Genomic DNA, 19,596 nt, shown 5'->3' with positions numbered 1-19,596 from the left:
ATTTTGCTTGAGCCGAGCTACTAATATCAGATATCGAGCTTGGCGTTCTACTACAGGAAAGAAAAAATAATTTTTAGTATAGTCTCCTCTTAATTAGTAGTTTTATGGTGGAGGAGCAAATGAAACGTAGTTGGAAAAAGTGGCGACAAACAACGCAATTCCCAGATGCAGAACGCCGATGGGATCAAGCCTATCAACTCCTCATACAATGGAATAACTTAGGTAACTTACCGCTATTATCTGTTTCTCAAACAATGGAGGTAAAAGATGAGAATAGTAATCTATGTGAGAGTCTCAACCCAAAGGCAGAGCCAGTCACAAACAATTGATCAACAAATTGAGCGTTTAGCAGAACATATTAAAAACCGTAATTGGGCATTAGATTCAGAAAATATATTTATAGATGATGGTTATAGTGGTTCAAAGCTTAATCGCCCAGGATTAGATCGATTGAGAGATAAGGTACGCAACCACGAAATGGAGCTTATATTAATAACTGCACCTGATCGTCTAGCACGTAAATATATTCATCAAGTATTGCTCATAGAAGAGTTAGAGAAGTTTGGTGCTAAAGTTGAATTTCTTGATCGACCCATGAGTCAAGATCCTCACGATCAATTATTGTTGCAAATTAGAGGTGCGGTTGCAGAATATGAGCGTACTTTAATAACAGACAGGATGCGGCAGGGGAGATTAATGAAAATGAAGGCAGGAACTTTACTACCTTGGACAATATTACCATTCGGGTATAGAACAGATCCTCAACACCCTCGTGATCCCACTAAAGTTAGAATTGAAGAAAGTGAGGCAGCGGTAATAAGCGAAATATTTGCTTGGTATGCAGAAGAAAAGACTACGATAAGAGAAGTATGCCGACGTTTGCAAGCGCATGGCATCATTGCTCCAAAAGGAGATAAACGATGGAGTAGCTCAACGATCAATGGGATTCTGAGTAATCCCGTTTACATAGGAATAGTATATGGAGAAAGAATGCGTAAAGTTGAAAGAAAGTACCGATGGTCTCCACTCAGAGTTTCACGAACAGAATATAGTCATAAAATGTTACCTCCTGAACAATGGATAGAAATTGCTCGCATTCCAGCTATTATTAGTAAGCAGCAATATGATTTAGTACAGGCCAAACTAGCAAAAAACCAACAAGTATCTAAACGTAATAACAAAAGCCACGAATATCTACTAAGAGCAATGGTTAGTTGTGGAGTATGTAGTCTAGCCTGTACTGGACGAGCAAGTAAAAATGGCTATTCTTATTATTGGTGTCAAAGCAAGCACGATTGTCTTTATAAAGGTACTGAGAAAAGATGCCAATCTAGATTAATACCTGTAAAGCAATTGGACGAACTTGTATGGCGTGATTTATCTGAAGTAATTGTTCATCCCGAATCTATTAATAATGCCTTAGCAAGGGCACATGCAGGTCATTGGCTACCACAACAATTACAATCACGATTAGCAACGTTGCGTAAAGGACAAGCTAGTTTGAAACAACAATTGGAAAGATTGACTCAAGCCTATTTGAACGAAGTAATCTTGCTGGAAGAGTTCAAGCGACGGCGTATGGATATAGAAGAAAAGCAACTATCCTTAATAAGTCAAGAACAGCAACTAATGGCTCAGGCAGAAAATCAAAAGGAAATTTCTCACCTAGCATCATCAATTACGGACTTTTGTCAGCGCATTAAATCTGGATTACAACTAGCTACTTTTGAGCAAAAACGTCAGCTAGTCGAATTACTAATAGATAGAGTGGTAGTTACTAATGAGGATGTGGAGATTAGGTATGTCGTTCCAACTACCAAAAACAGTGAAAATATCCTTTTTTGTCATTTGCGTTCAGACTATCAAAATCGAGAGATATCATAGATCCCTAAAATCTGAGTGTATTCAAAAAAGCTGCCTTCTTTCTTTAGCTGATGGCTGTCGTTTGCTTTCTCTTTATGTTCACCATTATAATTGTGAGCGTTTACACTCTGCTATTGGCTATATTTCTCCTTTTGATAAATTGCTTGGTAATGCTGAATCTATTTTTGCCCAGCGTAGAGATAAACTTCTCTTTGCTCGTTCACTTAGAACTGTTTCATTTTCTGCTTAATGCTTACGCTTAAGCTATCTTTTAACTTTGTCTTTTGTTAGCTGCTCTAAGTCCATTTTTCATTGAACCAATACACTGGTAGGCCCCAATTAAAAAAGAACCTGAACCACAAGAAGGATCAAGAATCTTAAGTTTGCTTGCTTGTTTAGGTGTCTTTCCTTTTAAAAATTCGCCTATGGTACGTTCAATAATAGCGTCAACAATATAGATAGGTGTGTAGTAAACCCCTCCAGCTTTTCTGACTTCTGGCTTTTCTTCAACCGATACAGTGTGATCCGTTGAAATAGTGATAACTTTACCTAAAAACTGCTCGTAGGCTTGTCCTAAAATTTCAACAGTGATGACCGAAAAAGCGTAAGGGCTATTAGGGTAATAAAGACTAGTAATAATTTTGCTTAACGGATCGTCGTCAATCTTCAGCTTAAGTGTAAACTCATCAGGTGGTTCAAGCCGATCTTTTTCTTGTTGAAAGTGAAAAAGTCCAGAATTATAACGGTCATCAGCTTGCCGATAAACATCACAAAGATTTTCATAAAGGCTATTACTATCACATAACTTCAAAAGCCGTTTGTAATTTTCTACTCCTCTGTCCTCACATATCCGTAAAAAAATAAGACGGTCAATAGTCAATTGTACCGCTATATTAAGTTCTCGTTGGTTTAAATCTGGATTCTTCGCCGCGATGTTGTGAGCAAGCATTTCTCTCCAGTTTGAAATCTCCTGTAAAAAAGCAGTATCAACCGTAGTTGTGCCTTTTTTAGTTTTTAGAGTTTCCGCATACTTATCCAATGAACCCGCCAAAACTGCTTCACGGGAAAATAGGTTATAAATTTCTTCCCATCTATCAGGGTACTCTTTATAAGACAAGTAAAGGATTTGGCAAACAATCGCTTCATCCGCGTTTTTAGGCATCACGCGGCAATCATAAATAACAAACTCCTCAAAGTCAGTCAAAATACTTACGGGTAATTTTGCTGACCACGCATATCTTCTTAGTTGAAATGCTGGTTTAGGATCACTTTTCAGGTTAATCGCTGGTTTTTTAGCTTCAGTAAAAAATTTTCTTTCCCCAGCGACTAAAAAACAATAGTCTGGGGCTTTGGGAACGTCTTTAATATCAGTATATAACCGATATTCATGTTTTACTTCACGATAAATCTCAGACAATCCTTGTGAATTGTCCATGTCCCAACCAAGGCAATTAAAAAATGGATCTATAAAATCCCGACGCACTTGAGTTTCATTATAGGATGGTAAGCGATATTCATCATAGTTTTGCTCAAATCGCTTTATTAATTTTAAAATATCATTAGGAATTTGCATCTTTGTTATCTTCAATAAGTTACAACATCAACAAGTATTTTTTTATTCGGTTAAAGCTAAGAGATGAAACTAGGTCGAAATTATCTTATGTTAAAATACCGAAGTGAAGCAGATTTCGCAGAAAAAATATTTATAAAGATAAATCTAGAGAATATTACTTAGTTTTAAGAAATATCAATTTTTCTATTAACCCGTTATTCCATAGAGGTTAACACCTTTCATTTGGTAGTTGGGGTTCTTTGCACAAATCCCCATGCGCATCAGGCTAAGAAAATGATGTTGCAAATAAAGAAGTTAGCTAATCTATAAAAAGCAAAAACTTTATAAAGCTAGTAAACTTGCTAATCATTTTTGAAAATTTCTAATAGCTAGGCTTTTGATAAACAAACATACATATTTGCTAAATTATTTATAATCAATAGTTTATCCTTAGCCTGATGCGCATGGGGTCTTTTTGCAAGACCCGACAAAAAGGTATATTCCAAGATATAGAATAGATTAAGTTAAGGTAAATATTGATGTTAGCTACTCGATAAAATTGATGGCATTTGGGTAGTACCACAAAGTGTACTTTCTGGGACATTCTATTTACGTGTCCCATTTTATGTCCCATAATCATTTTCTCAAATAGCTTTAGACTTTCTGGGACATAAATAGAAGATTATATGGCATTAGTGGGATATGCTCGTGTTAGTTCTGTTGGTCAAACTCTAGACGTTCAACTAGACAAACTAAAACATTGTCACAAGGTTTTTCAGGAAAAACTTAGTGCAACTTCAGCCAAACGTTCTAGGCTAAGGGCTTGTTTAGAATACGTCAGAGAAGGGGATATTTTAGTTATTACTCGTTTAGATAGGCTTGCTCGTTCTACTCTAGATTTGTGTCAAATAGCTTTAGAACTTGAACGTAAACAGGTAAACCTCCAAGTACTTGACCAAAACATTAATACTAGTGATGCTACTGGGCGACTTCTTTTCAATATGTTAGGGGCTATTGCTCAGTTTGAAACTGAAATACGGGCTGAACGTCAAATGGATGGTATAAGGAAAGCTAAACAACTTGGTGTTAAATTTGGTAGAAAAAGCTCTTTAACTTCTAAACAAATTACTGAAGTACAACAAAAACGCAAGCAAGGCATTATGATTAAAACTCTTATGAAAGATTATAACCTCTCTAAGTCCTCTTTATATCGTTATTTAAGCAAATCTATCGCTCCTTAAAATCTCTCTTCTTATTTGGAATATACCTTTTTGTCGGGTTATGCAAAAACACCCATATTCAAAAAATTATGTTATTTATCAACCTCATAAGTCTTTTGTTTTCAATACTATTTTCATAATGGGGAGAGATTCACGAATCACTCAAAAGTTCGCCAGGTAAGCTACGAAAAAGAATACAATAATTATCTAGTTTGGGTACAGCCAAGATATGGGTACGTTTGTATTATGCACAAGCTTCAGGAGATACTGCTATAATGATGTGGTAAACACGTACTGCGCTGTACCCATATTTGGTATAAAAACTTCCATTTTTAACCTATCGTCAAACAAGAGTTAACATTTGAAAGCTGCTACTATATCCTCTAACTCTTTTGGCACTAAACCTTTATTATATTTCCGTATTAATGTCACCGTATTACAAATTTCTTTTTCAGCAACAGCCATCTCCTCTTCTTGCTTAAATGAGCTAAGGTCAGAACTTGGATCTATCGCTTTTGAGATTCGCTCTATCGCTTTTTGGATTTTTTGGTTAGCAGAATATAATATTTTTTCGGGTATAATTACTCTATTTAATAATGGGTTCTCTATTATATTTAAAAATTTCCCTATCTCTTTAGCTTTGTTTATTTCTAATATTTCTTTGCTACCCATCTCCCGGTTTTCGCGACGAATATTTATGTAAGCACTAACCATACTTGCTAAACTACCCAATCCTGCGAGTACTTCTTGGTATATTTTTGCATCATTAATCACATTAATTACCTCCATTATACTTCCACCACGTGTTAAAGCTAGTACTTTCTTACACATTTCCCAAAAACCCCAGCGCGGAATATAACAAACCTTGATTAAAGGAGAGTCTTTTGTGACAAAATATGAAAGCTGATTACCGTTGTGCCAACTTGGTGGTAAGTAAAAAAATCCTGTCTTAATATTATAAGGTGTCTCTTCTGCTTTAACAAAAATACATAACTTTTCTTTATCTAAATCTAAACCTGAATCTTTCATTGTCCAAGTCGGAAAGGCTTCTACAAATATCAGTTCCTCTACACAAAATTCATTAGATCTTATCTCCACAATTAAAGGAAAATACGTTACCAACCTAAATAAAATACTACATATTTTGTTGCATACAGTGGCAAATGTATTTATATTCTCTGCTTCTATTAAGTTGGCTAACTCGTTATTTAGTTCGCTAAACTCACTTGTGGTGATTTGCTTATTGGTTCCAAGTATTTTGTCACATTTATTGATGAGTGCTTCCAGGTGCAGATAGTAGCAAAAACCCTCACCATCAACTGTTTGTATATGATAATCATAAAGATACCCCAAAAACGCTTCAATCCCTCCTAGAAACTGCGCTTTATAGCTCTCAATATTTTGTGGATCTAATCCTGAACAAAAACTATAACGGATTTTTTCTGGTAACCAGTAAAATGCTGTATTTTGTGGATAGCTATTAATGTAAGGAAATAAGACAGAAAATCTACTAAAGAATTTCTCGATTTCGAGATATGCTGTTTGGAGTTCTATATAATCAAAAGGTTTGCGTAAAAATTTAAACCGGTCGCCAAGTCCTTTATGTCTTTTGATTACGCAGCTCTCGATTTCTTTTTGATCGCGACCTGACATTAAAATTATTAGTTTTTGATTAAAGATATCATCAATTTCATCAATAATCTCATCTCCACTTAACCCTCCTTCAAAATGGTAGTCTAGAAACAAAGCGTCTATGTTGTATGTTGAAAGAGTCGTTATTACATCAATAGCAGACAACGCCTTAAAGATTTTGAGTTGATGCCCAAATTGTGTTGCAATCCTTGTAAGTTGCTCAGTAACAGAATTCACTATATCAGACTCATCATCAGCTACAACTATACTATAGCGAATCTTGCTCATTTTCTTGTTTCCTTAGCATTTTATGTATGAAGTCTAAATCTAATGGCTTCTCGCAAAATGTTGCGCCTATGTCAACAACATATTGTCGGATCGCTTGCGTATAACCTGTAGCACTAAAAATTAGAATACTCACTTGGTTATTATTAGATCGTAGTGTGGATGCAACTTCTAATCCACTTACTCCATATTCAAAATTAATATCGAGAATAACACACTCATAATCTACCTGTTCACACAGTTCTAATACTTCAAAACCAGATCTCGCAACATCAACTTCGTAATATGGTGACAACATTTCTTGCAGGCTATCTACAACCTCTTCTGTATCATCTGCTATAAGAATTTTTTTCATATTATTAATATAATTACTTCATTTTATATCGGAACTTCCTGTATAATATAAGTGAAATATGGTGATAACACCTGTATTTAGATATAATTATAGACATGTCAAAACTTTAACGTAGTCTTTCATACGGTTTATAACTTCTTATTATTCAGATAGATAAAAAGCCATTCTTAGCAACAGACAATTGCTAACACACTACAGGCTATTGTAAATACAAGACTTATAGATTTTTCGCTTTTATTTTACAGGAAGATCCGTTATATGAATAAGCAAACTTATTTCTTGCTCTGTACCTACTAAACTTCCATTCTGATTACTTTCTAGTATTTGAATACTACCATGATTTATATTTAATAACTTTTTAATAATAATTCCTCCTAATCCATGATCTCCAAATTTTTTGGTAGAACATCGTTCTAAATAAAGTTTTTTTCTTATTTCAAGTGCCATCCCACAACCGTTGTCTTTAAACTTTAAAACCAACCGGTTTGTTGAGTTAATAACCCCTTCAATGATTATTGATTCAACAAGTGTTTCTCCAGATTTTTTCTTCATTGCTATAGCTCTACTTTCTGTAGCTCTAAGCGCGTTGTTTAACAAATTTCTAAATATTAGCCTTAGGTGATCATAATCTGCGTATACCAAGACTCCTTGGAAACTAGAGTCTATTGTGATATCAACCTTTCTACCAAATTTGCTACCAAACATTTTATCAATATAATCATTACGTAAAATGATCAACAATAAATATATATCAACATACGTAAAATTGGGTTGCGTATCCATTAAGCGAATTTCTTCAATTATACCTTTAAGCTTTATAATATGCTTATCTAGTTCTGTACACAGTTTATTGAGTTTTGTGAAAAGACTGTCTAAAGGCTGATCCGGTGAGCATTGTACTAAAAGAGTCTCTTGTTTTGTATCATGAATATTCTGTTGAATGCGGATATAGTCAGATTGGTTAAGTTCGTGACGAACAAAATCTAGCAAAGCTTTATCGCTTATTATTGGTTGAAGAAAATTTCTTAACTCATCTATTGTTCGTCGGCGAAAAGAACTCTCTATTGTCATAATATCTATGTCTTCTATAGCACCTTTTACCCTACTTATAAACTTTTCATAGAGTTCCATTTTCTGATTGATTGTCTCCGCCCCGCCTTCTAGTATATCAAGCATTTCTCTAATAACTTGCCGATCCTTAAACAGAGAACCTCTTTCTTTAATTCTGCCATAATCCCCTATTGATTCGAGTACAACTAAATCTCCTCCCGACAAGCCCATCACTAAATTAGAACTATGTGTTGCAATAACAACTTGGTGGTCCTTCGCCAACTCTTGCAATGTAGGAGCTAACATATTAACAATAGAAGCAACATCTAAATTGTCTTCTGGTTGGTCTATAATTATCACGTGTTTACTAGGAATCATAAGTACCATTTTCAGAATGATCCCACTTTTTTGTCCAAAAGAAAGTTGGTGAAAAGCTCTATAACCCTTTCCTTGTCTTAACTCAACTTCTACAGGGCTAAAAAAAAACATATTTTGAGTCTCTTGTTTACTTAAACTGAAAACTTTATCTAAAATGTATCTTGTTCTCAAATCATAGTTTTCTACCAAATCATATAACTCTCTCATTTTATTTTGAGGGTTGAACTGTAAAATTTCCTCGAACAAAGATGATATTTCACTGATTTTTTGAATACTGTTTTGATGCTTGTGTATAATTTGATCAGCTTCTTTTGTGTATATGTTTATTCCCATTTCGCCTTTGTTCAGAGTTTGAGTGGTTATTTCACATTTTCTTTTTTGAGATGTAAGTAAACTAATTCTAAACTTTAATAAACTGCTGTAACTCTCGCTTAAAGCTTTGAACGACCCTGCAAAATCAACATGATCTCCAGCATAAATGCTTATACAAACCCTCATTACTCTCAATCTTGCCCACAAAAATTGAAGTACAGTTTTCATTAAACCCAATATTTTTTTATTCAAAGGACTTTCCATTGCCAACAATGCTTCTAAAAATAATCGCTGATTTTCTTCATCTTCAGTTTTTTCAATTTCTTCCAAAACTAGTTCCCCCGCTACTTCACCTACAAATTCACTTGTATTTGTATCATCAAAACTAGTTTGCGCTTCTTCTGACAAATCATCTTCATTCAACATATTAGTATTTTCTAAGTTTTGTTTTTCCTTTAACTGATCTATTTTCCTCACAGACTCTGATAAAAACTTAATTATTCGTCCTACGTATAAATATAAAAAACTATTTTCATCGCCTTTCAAAAGCTCAAAAGTTGATTTAGGTAAAATGGAGCGATTCATACCGTAAAATTATTAATATATATTCTAAGTATATTAATACTAGTATCTGTTAAATTTCCTTTCTGAACATCTTTTTGTATGATGTTGAGTTCACGAAATTTCCGATCTACAAACCTTTCTACCTCAGATTTATTAAAAGATAGGTACTTTGTTTTATGATATTGGAATTGTGTAACCAGGTACTTTGTTTGTTGTGCAAAAAGCATCCTTTCTCTATATAAATCTGGATACAAATTATCCAAAATGTGGTGAAGATAAAAAGTATTTTTCTCTTCTGAAATCTTAGTTACTTCTCCTTGAGGAAGGTAATGAATAGAAGGAAAAGCAGGGGAGTCAAGAATTTTTGTAGAGTGCCATTCTGCATTCTTACGTTTTAGTAAATCGAAACTTCTATCCTTTAAAGTTATAAAGTAACAATAACATTCGCCCATTAGTGCAAAAAAGATCGCACACTCTTTTAAGCTGTACCCACGCATAACTCTGTAGATTTTACGGTTGAAATCGCTTATTTCATTTGTGGAAACTCTAAACAAGTTGAGAAGTTTATCAATCAAAACACTTGTTTCTTCACTCATTGAATTAGAAAGCACCCCCAACAAATTTAATATTGTTGATTTTCCGGAACCACGATCTCCTATTAGTATATTCATCCCAGGCTTTAAACTTATAGAAAAATCAGACAAGGAAGTATCTCCTAAAAACCCGCCTTTACAGACCAACCCTAACAAATAATTTCTACTTGCCAAAACATTGTTTCTATCTTGAACTATTTTTGTAAACCATTCTTCTAACAGATTTCCGTCCACTAATTCATCTTTCTGTTTCAAAACCCCTGGTTCTACTAAATCTCTCTCTCTATTTTCGTACTTATACCAATCAATCTGTTTACCTATCAATTTCTTTACAATGTCTTCCGCTAGATCTTTACTTACAAGCTTATTAGGTGAAATATGTTTAAATCCTATATTTTTCAATATTTTACGAAAAATTTTTACATCATCAATATTACATTCTTGCATTAGATCTTCGTAAGCTATTTGCGAAATAGGCATAATAATTTCCTTGTATGAGTTTAAGAAGGCAATCTTGAGAATCTATAAAATGATACCTCGAATAAGTAATGAATAACATTAACGAAAAGTTGGTATTAATATAACTTGCATTATTAAGTATATAAACTACAAAGCTAAACTATTTTGTTGTATCTAGGGTAAAACCCCACAAACGACACAAAAGTTGCACAGAAAAATCAACAACTAATGAAAAATCAATTAGTTACAAGTTTTTTAAGCTCCCAAAATCAGAGCCTGTTTTAGCCCTCGTTTTTGGGGGCTAAGAATTTTGCAAAAAAAGCTTCCTGCAAGTGTTCAAGTGTATAAGTAAAAACGCTCGTTATTACACATACATTTTGTATAGCTATAACACATTAAATTATATATCTAGTTTGTATACAAAGAATTAGCTTTTAGGGCTAATTAAAGGGAAGCTGCGATAAGACACGACAAGGAAAAAATAGATGTTTTTAGAGTCTCATTTATCTTTTCTGAACATGAATTTTTAAGGGTAACTGATCAGTCGCCCTTTCAGATACCCTATTCTTTTACTTATATTACTTAAACATTGATAATACGGTCATTACAATACTTATAAGAGTAATAAATGTTGCAACAACATTAACTACTGTATTAATCAACGCCAGTTTGTTGGAATCTTCCTTACACATGGATGCTCCTTTTACAGAATATAGAGGAATTACCTTTACCTCCCACGACCTACCAAGGGGACGGGTGATAAAAATTTTTTAAAGAGCTAAACGTTTTTGGGTCCCCAACACCGGAAACCCCTCCACCGCCGCAAAGTAGGTAATAAAAAAAAAGAAAAAACTTAGAAAAACCCACATCATAACCTATTTTTCTTATATTATTTAATATTATTCCTACTAATAAATTACCTAAACCTTACTCTAAAATAAATGTCACTCATTAACAAACTACAATTAATAAGAGGTAAAGTTACTACATCATTTAGCCCTGTGTGAATTAAACTTGTCCAAATATTGTCATCGCCTTTTGTGAATAAAGTGCAATTAATTTCATATTGAGATACTAGTAAGTAATATCTTAAAGAGTCTATTTGTTGGTAATCTCTAAACTTAGCATCTTGGTCAAATCTTGATGTGGATCTTGAGAGAACTTCAACAATAAGAATAGGATTAACTAAACTATCAACCCCTTCCATATTTTGAAACTGTGCGTTACAAGCAATAACTACATCTGGATAGTAATAAAGGTCATCATTTACTCTCGTTCTTGTGTCGGCCATAAATGATTCACAAGTGCTATTTAATAATTGCATGTAAAGTCTGGCATTTATGGCGTTAGCTACTCTATTATGATTTCTGCTAGCTCCAACCATCGCAAATATTTGACCGTAAGAATACTCGTATCTAATATCTGAATTTTTCTCAATTTCAAAATATTCTTTTAAGCTGTACTTTTTAACAGGATTTGTTGACATATTTATTAACCTAAAATTTAGTCTATAGAAGCAAATTTATCTGTTAACTCTGACAAGTTAGAGTGAGTATTTAGATTTTTATCTTCTAAAGAATCTTTCATAGCTGCAATAGTAGTTGGGTTTGGAAGCTTTACTTCAAATGGCAAACCTTTATTGAAAGTGATTTGCTTATAAAATAGTGTTATTGCTTCAGATACACTTAAGCCTAATTCTTTTAAGATATTTTCAGTTTCTTCTTTTAATGAAGGTTCTATCCTGGCTCTTACAAATGTTGTTTTAGACATATTTATTCTGTTCCTCAAATAAATAGTAGCACAATTGGGATACAAAATAACAAAAATGTACTTCTTAAATTCTTAACTAGCTAAACCAGCTAAATGAATTTTAGCTTTCAACTCTAATAATAAATTATTAGCAATTAATTCTAATTGCATTCTAATTAGTTTAACTTGCTGACTAGTAAAGCTATCAGGTAAATAACAGTAGATTTTATGATTAAAGTTTCTACGGCGAGCAAAGACAGTTTTAAGCTCCAAATAAGGCCAAATTTTTCTTATCTCATCTGTTAACCTTTCTACAAACAAATAAGGATTTACAGGCTCTAAAGAGTCGTTATCAGGTAAGGTATAAATGATTTGGTTGTCTTTTATCTCAAACATATCCAATATTTTAGCTACTACTCAACCTTTTGACTAGCTTTCTATAAATTAAAGAAAAGAAAAACAAGATTTTTAAGAAAACCTAGCTGTCTAACCAAGATAATTTCTAGTAACTACATCTAAACGATTATGCCCTAATGCCCAACTAACTTGCTGCATAGCAAGAGTGTCTTTTCCTTCAAGATTAAACTCTTTTCCTGACAATTCCTTGTAGTAGTTAGCTGCATAATCTCTTCTATAACCATGAATATCTGCTCTAACTGGAATATTATCAATAACTTTACTGTCTAAATCTTTACATGAAATAATCTCTAAAACCCTACTTTCCAAACTTTCAATAACAGGAACACAACGAGGACGACCACCTTTACCTTGATTAACTTCTACCCTTAATTTTCCATCTTCATCACGATAAATATCTTTTATTTTCAAAGCTTTAAGTTCATGGCGACGCAATCCAGTAGCTCTACAAAAATCAATCAAATCTCGGTTTCTTTCTACAGAAAACTTCTTATCCATAGCTTTTTGTCCACGACTACGAGTTATTTGTTCTTTTTTCCTATCTGGCAAATTAACATTACTTGCCAAATTAGGGTCATTGTAAACTTTCCTTAAGGCAGACCTAATTAGCTTAAGTGTCCAAGCTGAGTCATTATTACTCATTCTATGCTCAAGGTAAGAATCAACATGCGTCTTAGCTACTTCAATATCTTTAACAGCGAAATTATTCTTAACCCAATTAGCAAAACTAACACATTCTTTTGTATAGCTTCTCATAGTTTCGTAAGAATAAATCCCATCAATTATGATAGGTTGCCATCCTTTTACACCACTTGCTTTAGTTTGGGCAAACTTTTCTGCTTTAGCTTCATACTTAGATTTACCATAACAAGCCATCCCTTTTAATCTTTCAACAAACTGATAAACCAAACTTTTCCTTTTAGACATAAAAAACATATACCTCCAGAATGCACAGATTTGACTTTTAAGGCCACAAGTTGACAAAAAACGACCATTGCCTTGGCGCGAAAGTTTACACTGCCCTAAAGGGCGAGTGTAACCCGCGCCATTGCCTAGTAACATTGCTGATAAATTGATAACTCGACTCAAAGACAGTCGGCAAAGAGCAATTCACTAAGGACACACGAGCAATTTATGGCTTGCCCATAACCAAAAACTATTTCTCAAAAGCTAGAAATCTTTCCTCTAGCCAAATGAGATAGCTGGATAAAACCAACTTTTCCTTGTTGAATTGTCCACTTTGCTCAACTCCTAAACTGGAGAGGCTAAAGAGATTTGCTGTTTTGACCTAGTGTGATATTTTAAGTATATTACTTATTTGTATTTACTGATTATCACAGTTAACTTATTGCTTATATAACAGCTTACAGATCATTATTAACACTGGTCAAGAATAAAATAACTAAGAACCATTTGCTTAATCTTGCTTTTACGTAACAGCGAGCGTTGGGTAGAGCAAGATAACTACTGTTTTCTTTGGCGGAAAACAAAGACCTTCTTTTACGATAGACGGAACGCGCCGCTTCTCAACCATATTCATTTGCAGTGAACATGGAAAACACTGGCAGTTTAGGAATCGAACTAGCTTAAACCCTTGTTAGATATTTAACATCAACCTACAAAACGCCAGAATTAATAACCCAACTCTGATAAAGGTTCTTCAGCAAATGTTTTAAGTTAAGAAAGTTAGAACAATCACATCATCAAAAACAACATCATCAACAAACTTAACTTAAAAAACGAAAAACTAAATATTTACTCTTGTGGCGGAGCAAAATGAAAACCCTAACTTCGAGAAAAAACAAATCTTAAGTTAGAAAGAGTAGCTCTTTTATCCTGTTAATTACTTAACAAGAAAGGCGGAGCAAACTAAAAACCAGCAAAGAACAGATTTTTTGGCAAACCTATTAAAACCCTTGACTATAAACAGGAAACAACACAGTTAATCAAGAACTGTCCAACTTCTTAAAGTCAGAACAAGCAACCAGCTATCAAAGTAAGCCAGTAAACTTCCCTCTTTTCTTGAATCCGGGACAAAGCAACTTATCCAAAAAAGATAAGTGTCCAAAATTCCAATCTTGTAAAAATTGGAAATAATTAATAATCCAATTTTACTTATTGTTTATATCAACACAACCTTATAATTCCTGTCAGGCCAGCTATTTAACAACTAATTTGTTTGCAAAAAAAGTGATAGATTTTTTACCAAGCGACATTGGAAAGTCTTTATCTTATTAATAATCAATATTTTACAAGACAACAAAATCTATAAGCAAACAAAACCTATCCTAAAAGCCTTTATTTTCCTATCAACAAAAGCAATCCAACTTTTGTAACAAAATGCCAAATTTGTTCAATAACAAGGTAAATTTTTAAGGATTTAAGAAACGCTTGGCACTTTTACGCTTTCGTTAAAAATGTCGTCGCCGACAGGGGGAAACAACTAAAGTGTTTCTCCCCTGTCTTCTCCTAATTTTAACTTTCGCTTCAAAGTGCTTCACTACGGGAAAATTTTTTCTTATCCCTCGCTCGTAATTCTTAGCGAATTACTTCGCTTGGGAAAAATTTTTCCCTACGTCTGCGCTTAAGACACGCCTTCGGCGCGAGCCTCCAGAAAGAAACACCTTACTTAAGAAATTTTAATAATATTCTTTGTTATACTATTATCAGACTAGGCAGAAACTAAATAACTCAGCTTGACATCAAATCAACACAACAATATTGTTGTGTTATGATACCTTCATTTAATGCAGATGGAAATTTGCCACCAGGCATACATTGGGCTGAATGGCCTGAAATAGTATCTAGGTTTGGTACAAATACTCACAGAAAAAGACTTTTAGAAGGTTTATATAATGCGTTAATTGCTCTAAAACAAGCAGGTTGTACTACTGCCTTTATTGATGGCAGCTTTGTCACAAAGAAAGACTACCCACAGGATTTTGACGCTTGCTGGAATCTTTCTGATGTTGACCCAACATTACTTGACCCAGTGTTACTTGATTTTTCTCAAGGTCGCGCCGCCCAAAAAAGCAAATATCTTGGAGAATTATTTCCTGCTCATATTTTCATTGGACATAACCAACCAACCTTTTTAGAATTTTTTCAGACAGATAAAAACACTGGAAGAAGAAAAGGAATTATAGCTATTTCATTGGAGACATTAAGCTTATGATAAAAAACGAACGCCAATTTCGCATCACAAAAACCCAAAGAAATAAGTTTGCTCAAGCTCTAAATGAAATTCTTGCACCTGAAAACAAACAACCACAAATCCATCCACTACTACAAAAAGCACAAGAAGACGCTTTAAAAAGCCAGTTGATAGAACTAGAAGAACAAATAAAAGAATATGAAGAACTTAAAACTGGAAAAACTAAACTAGAAATCAAATCACTAGAAGATTTACCAAATTTATTAATCAAAGCTAGGATTGCGGCAGGATTAACACAAAAAGACTTAGCTATAAGGTTAGGACTAAAGGAGCAACAAATCCAACGCTATGAAGCAACCGAGTTTGCTTCTATGAACTTCTCTAAACTTATTCAAATAATCAAAATCATAGGCTTAACAGTACCAGAACAATTACTATTTTCCTTAACTAAAATCGGCAACCAACAAAATAATACTAACTTAACTGCATAACCAGTACGTAAAAACACTTTTACTTAGTGAAAATAGATTACGATAGCAGGTTTATTTTTTCCCAAAGTAGGTTGTAAGTAGGAGCGAAGCGACACACACAACCGAGTTTATATCCTAAAATTTTGAGTCAGATAAATCATTCCTTTTTTCATAAACAAAAATATAGCATTGCTGGGGTCGAGGTCGCTTCCCCCTTTGGGGGACGGGAGGGGGGGTTTCCATTTCTTTAGCCTAAGTAGCCTTAGAAAAAAATTTCCCGTAATGCAATGAAGGGAATATTTTTTTCTGAGGTTGTCTTGACGGATTGCTAGAATGCCTAGACCGATAGACGGTAAGGCTATGCGTAGCATTGCCGTCCGTCTTCGGTCGGCATTCGATCGAGCAATCCATGTCAAGACCTACTTTGTCCTTATAAAGGGTTCTTTTTACGCTTCACTTAGTACAACTTTTTTTGTAGTTAAAGTTTTCCACAGGGTTCCTAGATATAGGATCTTTAAAAGATATAGGATCTTAAGAATATAGGATGGTGCTAGCATTTATGCGTGATTTTGATTTAGTGCTACAATTTATGCGTGAATTTTTGACTTGGTGCAGAGTTTTATGCGTAACGTAGTGGTACAATTTATGCGTGGAAAACTCTTTGAATGCGTAAAACACGTATAAGCTATATATATTAAGATATATGTCTTTATTACTTATACGTGTTTTAATAAATAGTAATAGTTATTGAGTATTATTTTTAGAATCTGTAAATGCAAAAACTTTTTGTGGTACACTTGTTTTACTTGGCTTTAAAACAATCCCTCCTTTAACAACATCAACTTTTAATTCAGGCCATAAGCTAAAAATTTTTAGAAGAGCTTCTTTTGCACTTTGTCTAAAATTTCTTATCTCTGTATATTCAGAACCTATCTGTAGAGAAAGAGACTTCCAAGAAATGCGTGTAGGTTTGTATACAGAAGCTATACGATAAGTAAGCCAAGAATAAAGATCTAAAGCGAGAGGTGATTGTTTAATAGCAGATATTATTCCCATATCAATTGGTATAGCATAGGACATAATTTCGTTATAAAACTCTTCTGTAAGAACTAAGCAACTATCTTTAGGAATTTGCGGTCTATCAAAAGCTATTATATTGTTATTGGGATCTTTTTCTCCCCACAATCTCATTTGGCTTGCAATAATAGCTTTTTTAAATATAAAAAGCTCATTACCTTCAATAGTCTCATTATAAGTAAAATCAATATTTGCTGTAACTAAGCGTTTTAATTGATCTTTAACTCGATTAATTGTTCCGTTCTCACCACCTGTTACATCCAACCCCAATTTCTGTATAAAAGCAGATAATGATTTATCAAGTGAAATTTCTTTGCTCTTAGTTTGAACAACTTGACTACAAATATAAAGCAATAACAACCTAGGAATATTACCATAAGGATAACCAGAATTAACTATTATTCCATGTTTTACATAACGCACAGGTGTAATAGTAAGGCATAAATTTCCATTAGCACGTATCCAAGCAGGCACATCCCCTGGATCACGATGTGGCAAGCAACACTGGACAAACATTCTAGTAACAAAACCAAGCTCATCTCGTTCAAAAACATCTTGGCTACGAATCTCAATTGCATTATTTATTAACTTTACTTCACTTGGTGAGAGATTTTTCTTTTCATTATCAGACATAGTAACTACCTAAATGCTTAATATTTTTTCGCAATTATACTACGTTAATAGATTAAGAATGCAAGTTCGATTTATGTTTAATTCGTTAGTTTATATCAAAAATTTATATCAAAAAATGCTACCAAATAAACCATTGCAGTCGATAAGGCAGGCAGGAACGCACCCTAAACGGCGAAGCTGTTTAGGGCATCTCGACAAACAAGGCAAGCTTGCTTGCGCACTCTCTGGATGAAGCGAAGCTGAAGACAGAGAGCTTGTTTGGAGAGATGGTGGATGCCTGCCTCTTTCAGCCTGTCCAACCAACAAGGATAAACCAACCGTAAAGTTCTTTTCTTCCTATCAGTTGTGAGATTTGTTGGACACCAAAATAGCTGTCTATAACTTGTTATTTGTTTGGTCAGTTAAAAAAGGTAAATTTTATGTCCAAAACTAAAGAGTTTATTAACAACTATACGTAGTCTTTATGTATGTGGCCGCCTCTGTTATACCATCTTTACCGCAAAGGTGTCGCACCTACAGCCCATCAATATATAACCGTTATTGCTGCCGAATTATCTTCGCTACTACTATGGAATTATTTTGTTATAACTACCAATTTATGTTCGTTACAAATCACGAATTATCTTCATTACTATAAAATTTTATTTATGATTATCAGACTAGGTTAGATTGAAGAGCAAAAGTGCTATCACTTTCAGTGATAGCACTTTTGCATATCCTACCTTCCTTCTAACGGCGCACATGCTACTCGTTTAGCTAACGCAAGATTAAGAAAAAAGATTACTGTTTATTAATTATTTGAGGATTAGACTGCTCGGGGTTTAAGGGTTTCTTCTAAAATCTTTATCTCTTCGTTGGTCAATCCATACAATTGATATACTAGTTTATCAATTAGCTCCTCTAAAGAATCCATTTGTCGTTGAATAATTGTTTTCTCTTGTTGAGTTTTTATACTTGAATAACGCTTATGTAAACTAAACATTTGGCCTACTAATTCAACCATTTTGCTGTGGCTAGCTGCATCTTTTTCATTAGAAAAATCCATCTTTGGAAAAGGCAAAGAAACTAATTTCTTTGCTTTTACCTGAGGAATAACTCGCGATTCTCCTTGGTTAGCAATTATATATAAAGCAAGGAAAGCTTTAGATTGAAGAATACCCATCACAGCCAAATAGTCTAATGGAGGTAACACTTTAAAAACGTACATAGCATCTGTGACAACTAGCGAATCATTTTTGTCAAAAACTAATTCAATAACTTTTGATGTTGTTATACCTATAAGCTTTGGAGATTCAAAAATTTTGGGTTTTCGTGGTCGATGAAGAGCGTACCAAGGGTGCTTTTTATTAACTACTTCTTTGCAAGTAGCTAAATGTTTAAATTTTTCTAAAATGATCTTTTATTAATGGATATTTATCTATCTCTGTTTGACGAGTTGTATAAATCAAATACTGATTCATCTCATAGTCATTATATTTTTTTGATCTGTTTTCCGGAGATACTTTCTTGCTTAATTAAATTTTTCTCAGTATCAAATAGCTTCGCGTCTTGAGAATTTAATACACAGGCTTGAGCAGCATCTGGGCTTATTCCTCTTTCAACTTTTCCATCCAAAATCTCTCGCAAATAGGGATGTTCTTGTCTAAGCCTTCTTAGTATTGTTGTGGCTTCAAGTTTTCCTGTAAAAAGCGTATGAGTGGGATCGCTATTTACTAGATTCAACCAGTCTTTATAGCAAACATTTCCCTTTAATTCGCTGATTGCTTGAGATTTTTCAAATTGCCAATTTTGAAAATCATCAAGCTGTAATAACTCTTTTTTGATAGATTACTG

18 protein-coding genes are annotated in these 19,596 nt (G+C 33.8%); 6 read left to right on the top strand and 12 right to left on the bottom strand.

Annotation, left to right across the window (positions count from 1 at the left end; translation table 11 throughout):
- The first annotated feature begins 119 nt into the window (after nt 1–119).
- From IPK14_12140 to IPK14_12130, 3 genes are read left to right on the top strand one after another with little or no spacing between them, the layout of a single operon-like run.
- Nucleotides 120–329 carry a hypothetical protein gene (locus tag IPK14_12140; GenBank protein ID MBK7994132.1) on the top strand — a complete coding sequence of 70 codons (210 nt, stop codon included), beginning with the start codon at nt 120–122 and terminating at the stop codon, nt 327–329.
- On the top strand, nt 268–1,884 hold the full coding sequence (locus IPK14_12135; protein ID MBK7994131.1) for a recombinase family protein: 1,617 nt from the start codon (nt 268–270) through the stop codon (nt 1,882–1,884). The genes IPK14_12140 and IPK14_12135 overlap by 62 nt, the downstream gene beginning before the upstream one ends.
- Nucleotides 1,826–2,113, top strand: a complete 288-nt coding sequence (locus IPK14_12130; GenBank protein ID MBK7994130.1) for a transposase — start codon at nt 1,826–1,828, stop codon at nt 2,111–2,113. The genes IPK14_12135 and IPK14_12130 overlap by 59 nt, the downstream gene beginning before the upstream one ends.
- Before the next feature lie 21 nt (nt 2,114–2,134).
- On the opposite strand, the gene IPK14_12125 is transcribed toward IPK14_12130, so the two are convergent.
- Nucleotides 2,135–3,436, bottom strand: a complete 1,302-nt coding sequence (locus IPK14_12125; GenBank protein MBK7994129.1) for an N-6 DNA methylase — start codon at nt 3,434–3,436, stop codon at nt 2,135–2,137.
- Nucleotides 3,437–4,101: 665 nt separating this feature from the next.
- Between IPK14_12125 and IPK14_12120 the strand changes: the two genes are divergently transcribed.
- Entirely contained in the window at nt 4,102–4,656 is a 555-nt protein-coding gene (locus IPK14_12120; GenBank protein ID MBK7994128.1) for a recombinase family protein, read from the top strand.
- 333 nt (nt 4,657–4,989) lie between these two features.
- Here the strand turns inward: IPK14_12120 and IPK14_12115 are convergent, their stop codons facing one another.
- From IPK14_12115 to IPK14_12080, 8 genes are all read right to left on the bottom strand, one after another.
- Nucleotides 4,990–6,555 carry a hypothetical protein gene (locus tag IPK14_12115; GenBank protein ID MBK7994127.1) on the bottom strand — a complete coding sequence of 522 codons (1,566 nt, stop codon included), beginning with the start codon at nt 6,553–6,555 and terminating at the stop codon, nt 4,990–4,992.
- Nucleotides 6,536–6,907 carry a response regulator gene (locus tag IPK14_12110; protein MBK7994126.1) on the bottom strand — a complete coding sequence of 124 codons (372 nt, stop codon included), beginning with the start codon at nt 6,905–6,907 and terminating at the stop codon, nt 6,536–6,538. Before IPK14_12110 ends, IPK14_12115 begins: the two co-directional genes overlap by 20 nt.
- Nucleotides 6,908–7,141: 234 nt before the next feature.
- Nucleotides 7,142–9,232 carry an AAA family ATPase gene (locus tag IPK14_12105; GenBank protein MBK7994125.1) on the bottom strand — a complete coding sequence of 697 codons (2,091 nt, stop codon included), beginning with the start codon at nt 9,230–9,232 and terminating at the stop codon, nt 7,142–7,144.
- The gene (locus tag IPK14_12100) at nt 9,229–10,284 is read right to left on the bottom strand and encodes a hypothetical protein (GenBank protein MBK7994124.1); all 1,056 of its coding nucleotides are present in this window, start codon (nt 10,282–10,284) and stop codon (nt 9,229–9,231) included. Before IPK14_12100 ends, IPK14_12105 begins: the two co-directional genes overlap by 4 nt.
- An 895-nt stretch (nt 10,285–11,179) precedes the next feature.
- Nucleotides 11,180–11,749 (bottom strand): Uma2 family endonuclease, encoded by a 570-nt coding sequence (locus IPK14_12095; GenBank protein MBK7994123.1) that lies wholly within the window; start codon nt 11,747–11,749, stop codon nt 11,180–11,182.
- 17 nt (nt 11,750–11,766) lie between these two features.
- Entirely contained in the window at nt 11,767–12,033 is a 267-nt protein-coding gene (locus tag IPK14_12090; protein ID MBK7994122.1) for a type II toxin-antitoxin system RelB/DinJ family antitoxin, read from the bottom strand.
- A gap of 72 nt (nt 12,034–12,105) precedes the next feature.
- Nucleotides 12,106–12,408 carry a hypothetical protein gene (locus IPK14_12085; GenBank protein ID MBK7994121.1) on the bottom strand — a complete coding sequence of 101 codons (303 nt, stop codon included), beginning with the start codon at nt 12,406–12,408 and terminating at the stop codon, nt 12,106–12,108.
- A gap of 90 nt (nt 12,409–12,498) precedes the next feature.
- A complete protein-coding gene (locus tag IPK14_12080) occupies nt 12,499–13,356 on the bottom strand; it encodes a tyrosine-type recombinase/integrase (protein ID MBK7994120.1) in 858 nt (285 codons plus the stop codon).
- Between the two features lie 1,804 nt (nt 13,357–15,160).
- Between IPK14_12080 and IPK14_12075 the strand changes: the two genes are divergently transcribed.
- The gene (locus IPK14_12075; protein MBK7994119.1) at nt 15,161–15,604 is read left to right on the top strand and encodes a hypothetical protein; all 444 of its coding nucleotides are present in this window, start codon (nt 15,161–15,163) and stop codon (nt 15,602–15,604) included.
- Nucleotides 15,601–16,074, top strand: coding sequence for a helix-turn-helix transcriptional regulator (locus IPK14_12070; protein ID MBK7994118.1), 474 nt, complete (start codon nt 15,601–15,603; stop codon nt 16,072–16,074). The genes IPK14_12075 and IPK14_12070 overlap by 4 nt, the downstream gene beginning before the upstream one ends.
- Before the next feature lie 723 nt (nt 16,075–16,797).
- Here the strand turns inward: IPK14_12070 and IPK14_12065 are convergent.
- From IPK14_12065 to IPK14_12055, 3 genes are all read right to left on the bottom strand, one after another.
- A complete protein-coding gene (locus IPK14_12065; protein ID MBK7994117.1) occupies nt 16,798–17,763 on the bottom strand; it encodes a hypothetical protein in 966 nt (321 codons plus the stop codon).
- 805 nt (nt 17,764–18,568) lie between these two features.
- Nucleotides 18,569–18,970 carry a hypothetical protein gene (locus tag IPK14_12060; protein MBK7994116.1) on the bottom strand — a complete coding sequence of 134 codons (402 nt, stop codon included), beginning with the start codon at nt 18,968–18,970 and terminating at the stop codon, nt 18,569–18,571.
- 263 nt (nt 18,971–19,233) lie between these two features.
- Nucleotides 19,234–19,485: a hypothetical protein gene (locus IPK14_12055; protein MBK7994115.1), complete on the bottom strand. Its 252-nt coding sequence runs from the start codon at nt 19,483–19,485 to the stop codon at nt 19,234–19,236.
- Between the last annotated feature and the right edge of the window lie 111 nt (nt 19,486–19,596).

Source organism: Blastocatellia bacterium, assembly GCA_016713405.1.
Classification (GTDB): domain Bacteria; phylum Acidobacteriota; class Blastocatellia; order Chloracidobacteriales; family JADJPF01; genus JADJPF01.
Note: the sequence above shows the minus strand (reverse complement) of the source record. Positions and strands in the feature narration are given on the sequence as shown.

What these genes read in the sequence shown, in the direction of transcription:
- IPK14_12140 (MBK7994132.1), top strand. Translation starts at nt 120, where the DNA reads ATGAAACGTAGTTGGAAAAAGTGGCGACAAACAACGCAATTCCCAGAT.
- IPK14_12135 (MBK7994131.1), top strand. Translation starts at nt 268, where the DNA reads ATGAGAATAGTAATCTATGTGAGAGTCTCAACCCAAAGGCAGAGCCAG.
- IPK14_12125 (MBK7994129.1), bottom strand. Translation starts at nt 3,436, where the DNA reads ATGCAAATTCCTAATGATATTTTAAAATTAATAAAGCGATTTGAGCAA.
- IPK14_12120 (MBK7994128.1), top strand. Translation starts at nt 4,102, where the DNA reads ATGGCATTAGTGGGATATGCTCGTGTTAGTTCTGTTGGTCAAACTCTA.
- IPK14_12115 (MBK7994127.1), bottom strand. Translation starts at nt 6,555, where the DNA reads ATGAGCAAGATTCGCTATAGTATAGTTGTAGCTGATGATGAGTCTGAT.
- IPK14_12110 (MBK7994126.1), bottom strand. Translation starts at nt 6,907, where the DNA reads ATGAAAAAAATTCTTATAGCAGATGATACAGAAGAGGTTGTAGATAGC.
- IPK14_12105 (MBK7994125.1), bottom strand. Translation starts at nt 9,232, where the DNA reads ATGAATCGCTCCATTTTACCTAAATCAACTTTTGAGCTTTTGAAAGGC.
- IPK14_12100 (MBK7994124.1), bottom strand. Translation starts at nt 10,284, where the DNA reads ATGCCTATTTCGCAAATAGCTTACGAAGATCTAATGCAAGAATGTAAT.
- IPK14_12095 (MBK7994123.1), bottom strand. Translation starts at nt 11,749, where the DNA reads ATGTCAACAAATCCTGTTAAAAAGTACAGCTTAAAAGAATATTTTGAA.
- IPK14_12090 (MBK7994122.1), bottom strand. Translation starts at nt 12,033, where the DNA reads ATGTCTAAAACAACATTTGTAAGAGCCAGGATAGAACCTTCATTAAAA.
- IPK14_12085 (MBK7994121.1), bottom strand. Translation starts at nt 12,408, where the DNA reads ATGTTTGAGATAAAAGACAACCAAATCATTTATACCTTACCTGATAAC.
- IPK14_12080 (MBK7994120.1), bottom strand. Translation starts at nt 13,356, where the DNA reads ATGTCTAAAAGGAAAAGTTTGGTTTATCAGTTTGTTGAAAGATTAAAA.
- IPK14_12075 (MBK7994119.1), top strand. Translation starts at nt 15,161, where the DNA reads ATGATACCTTCATTTAATGCAGATGGAAATTTGCCACCAGGCATACAT.
- IPK14_12070 (MBK7994118.1), top strand. Translation starts at nt 15,601, where the DNA reads ATGATAAAAAACGAACGCCAATTTCGCATCACAAAAACCCAAAGAAAT.
- IPK14_12065 (MBK7994117.1), bottom strand. Translation starts at nt 17,763, where the DNA reads ATGTCTGATAATGAAAAGAAAAATCTCTCACCAAGTGAAGTAAAGTTA.
- IPK14_12060 (MBK7994116.1), bottom strand. Translation starts at nt 18,970, where the DNA reads ATGTACGTTTTTAAAGTGTTACCTCCATTAGACTATTTGGCTGTGATG.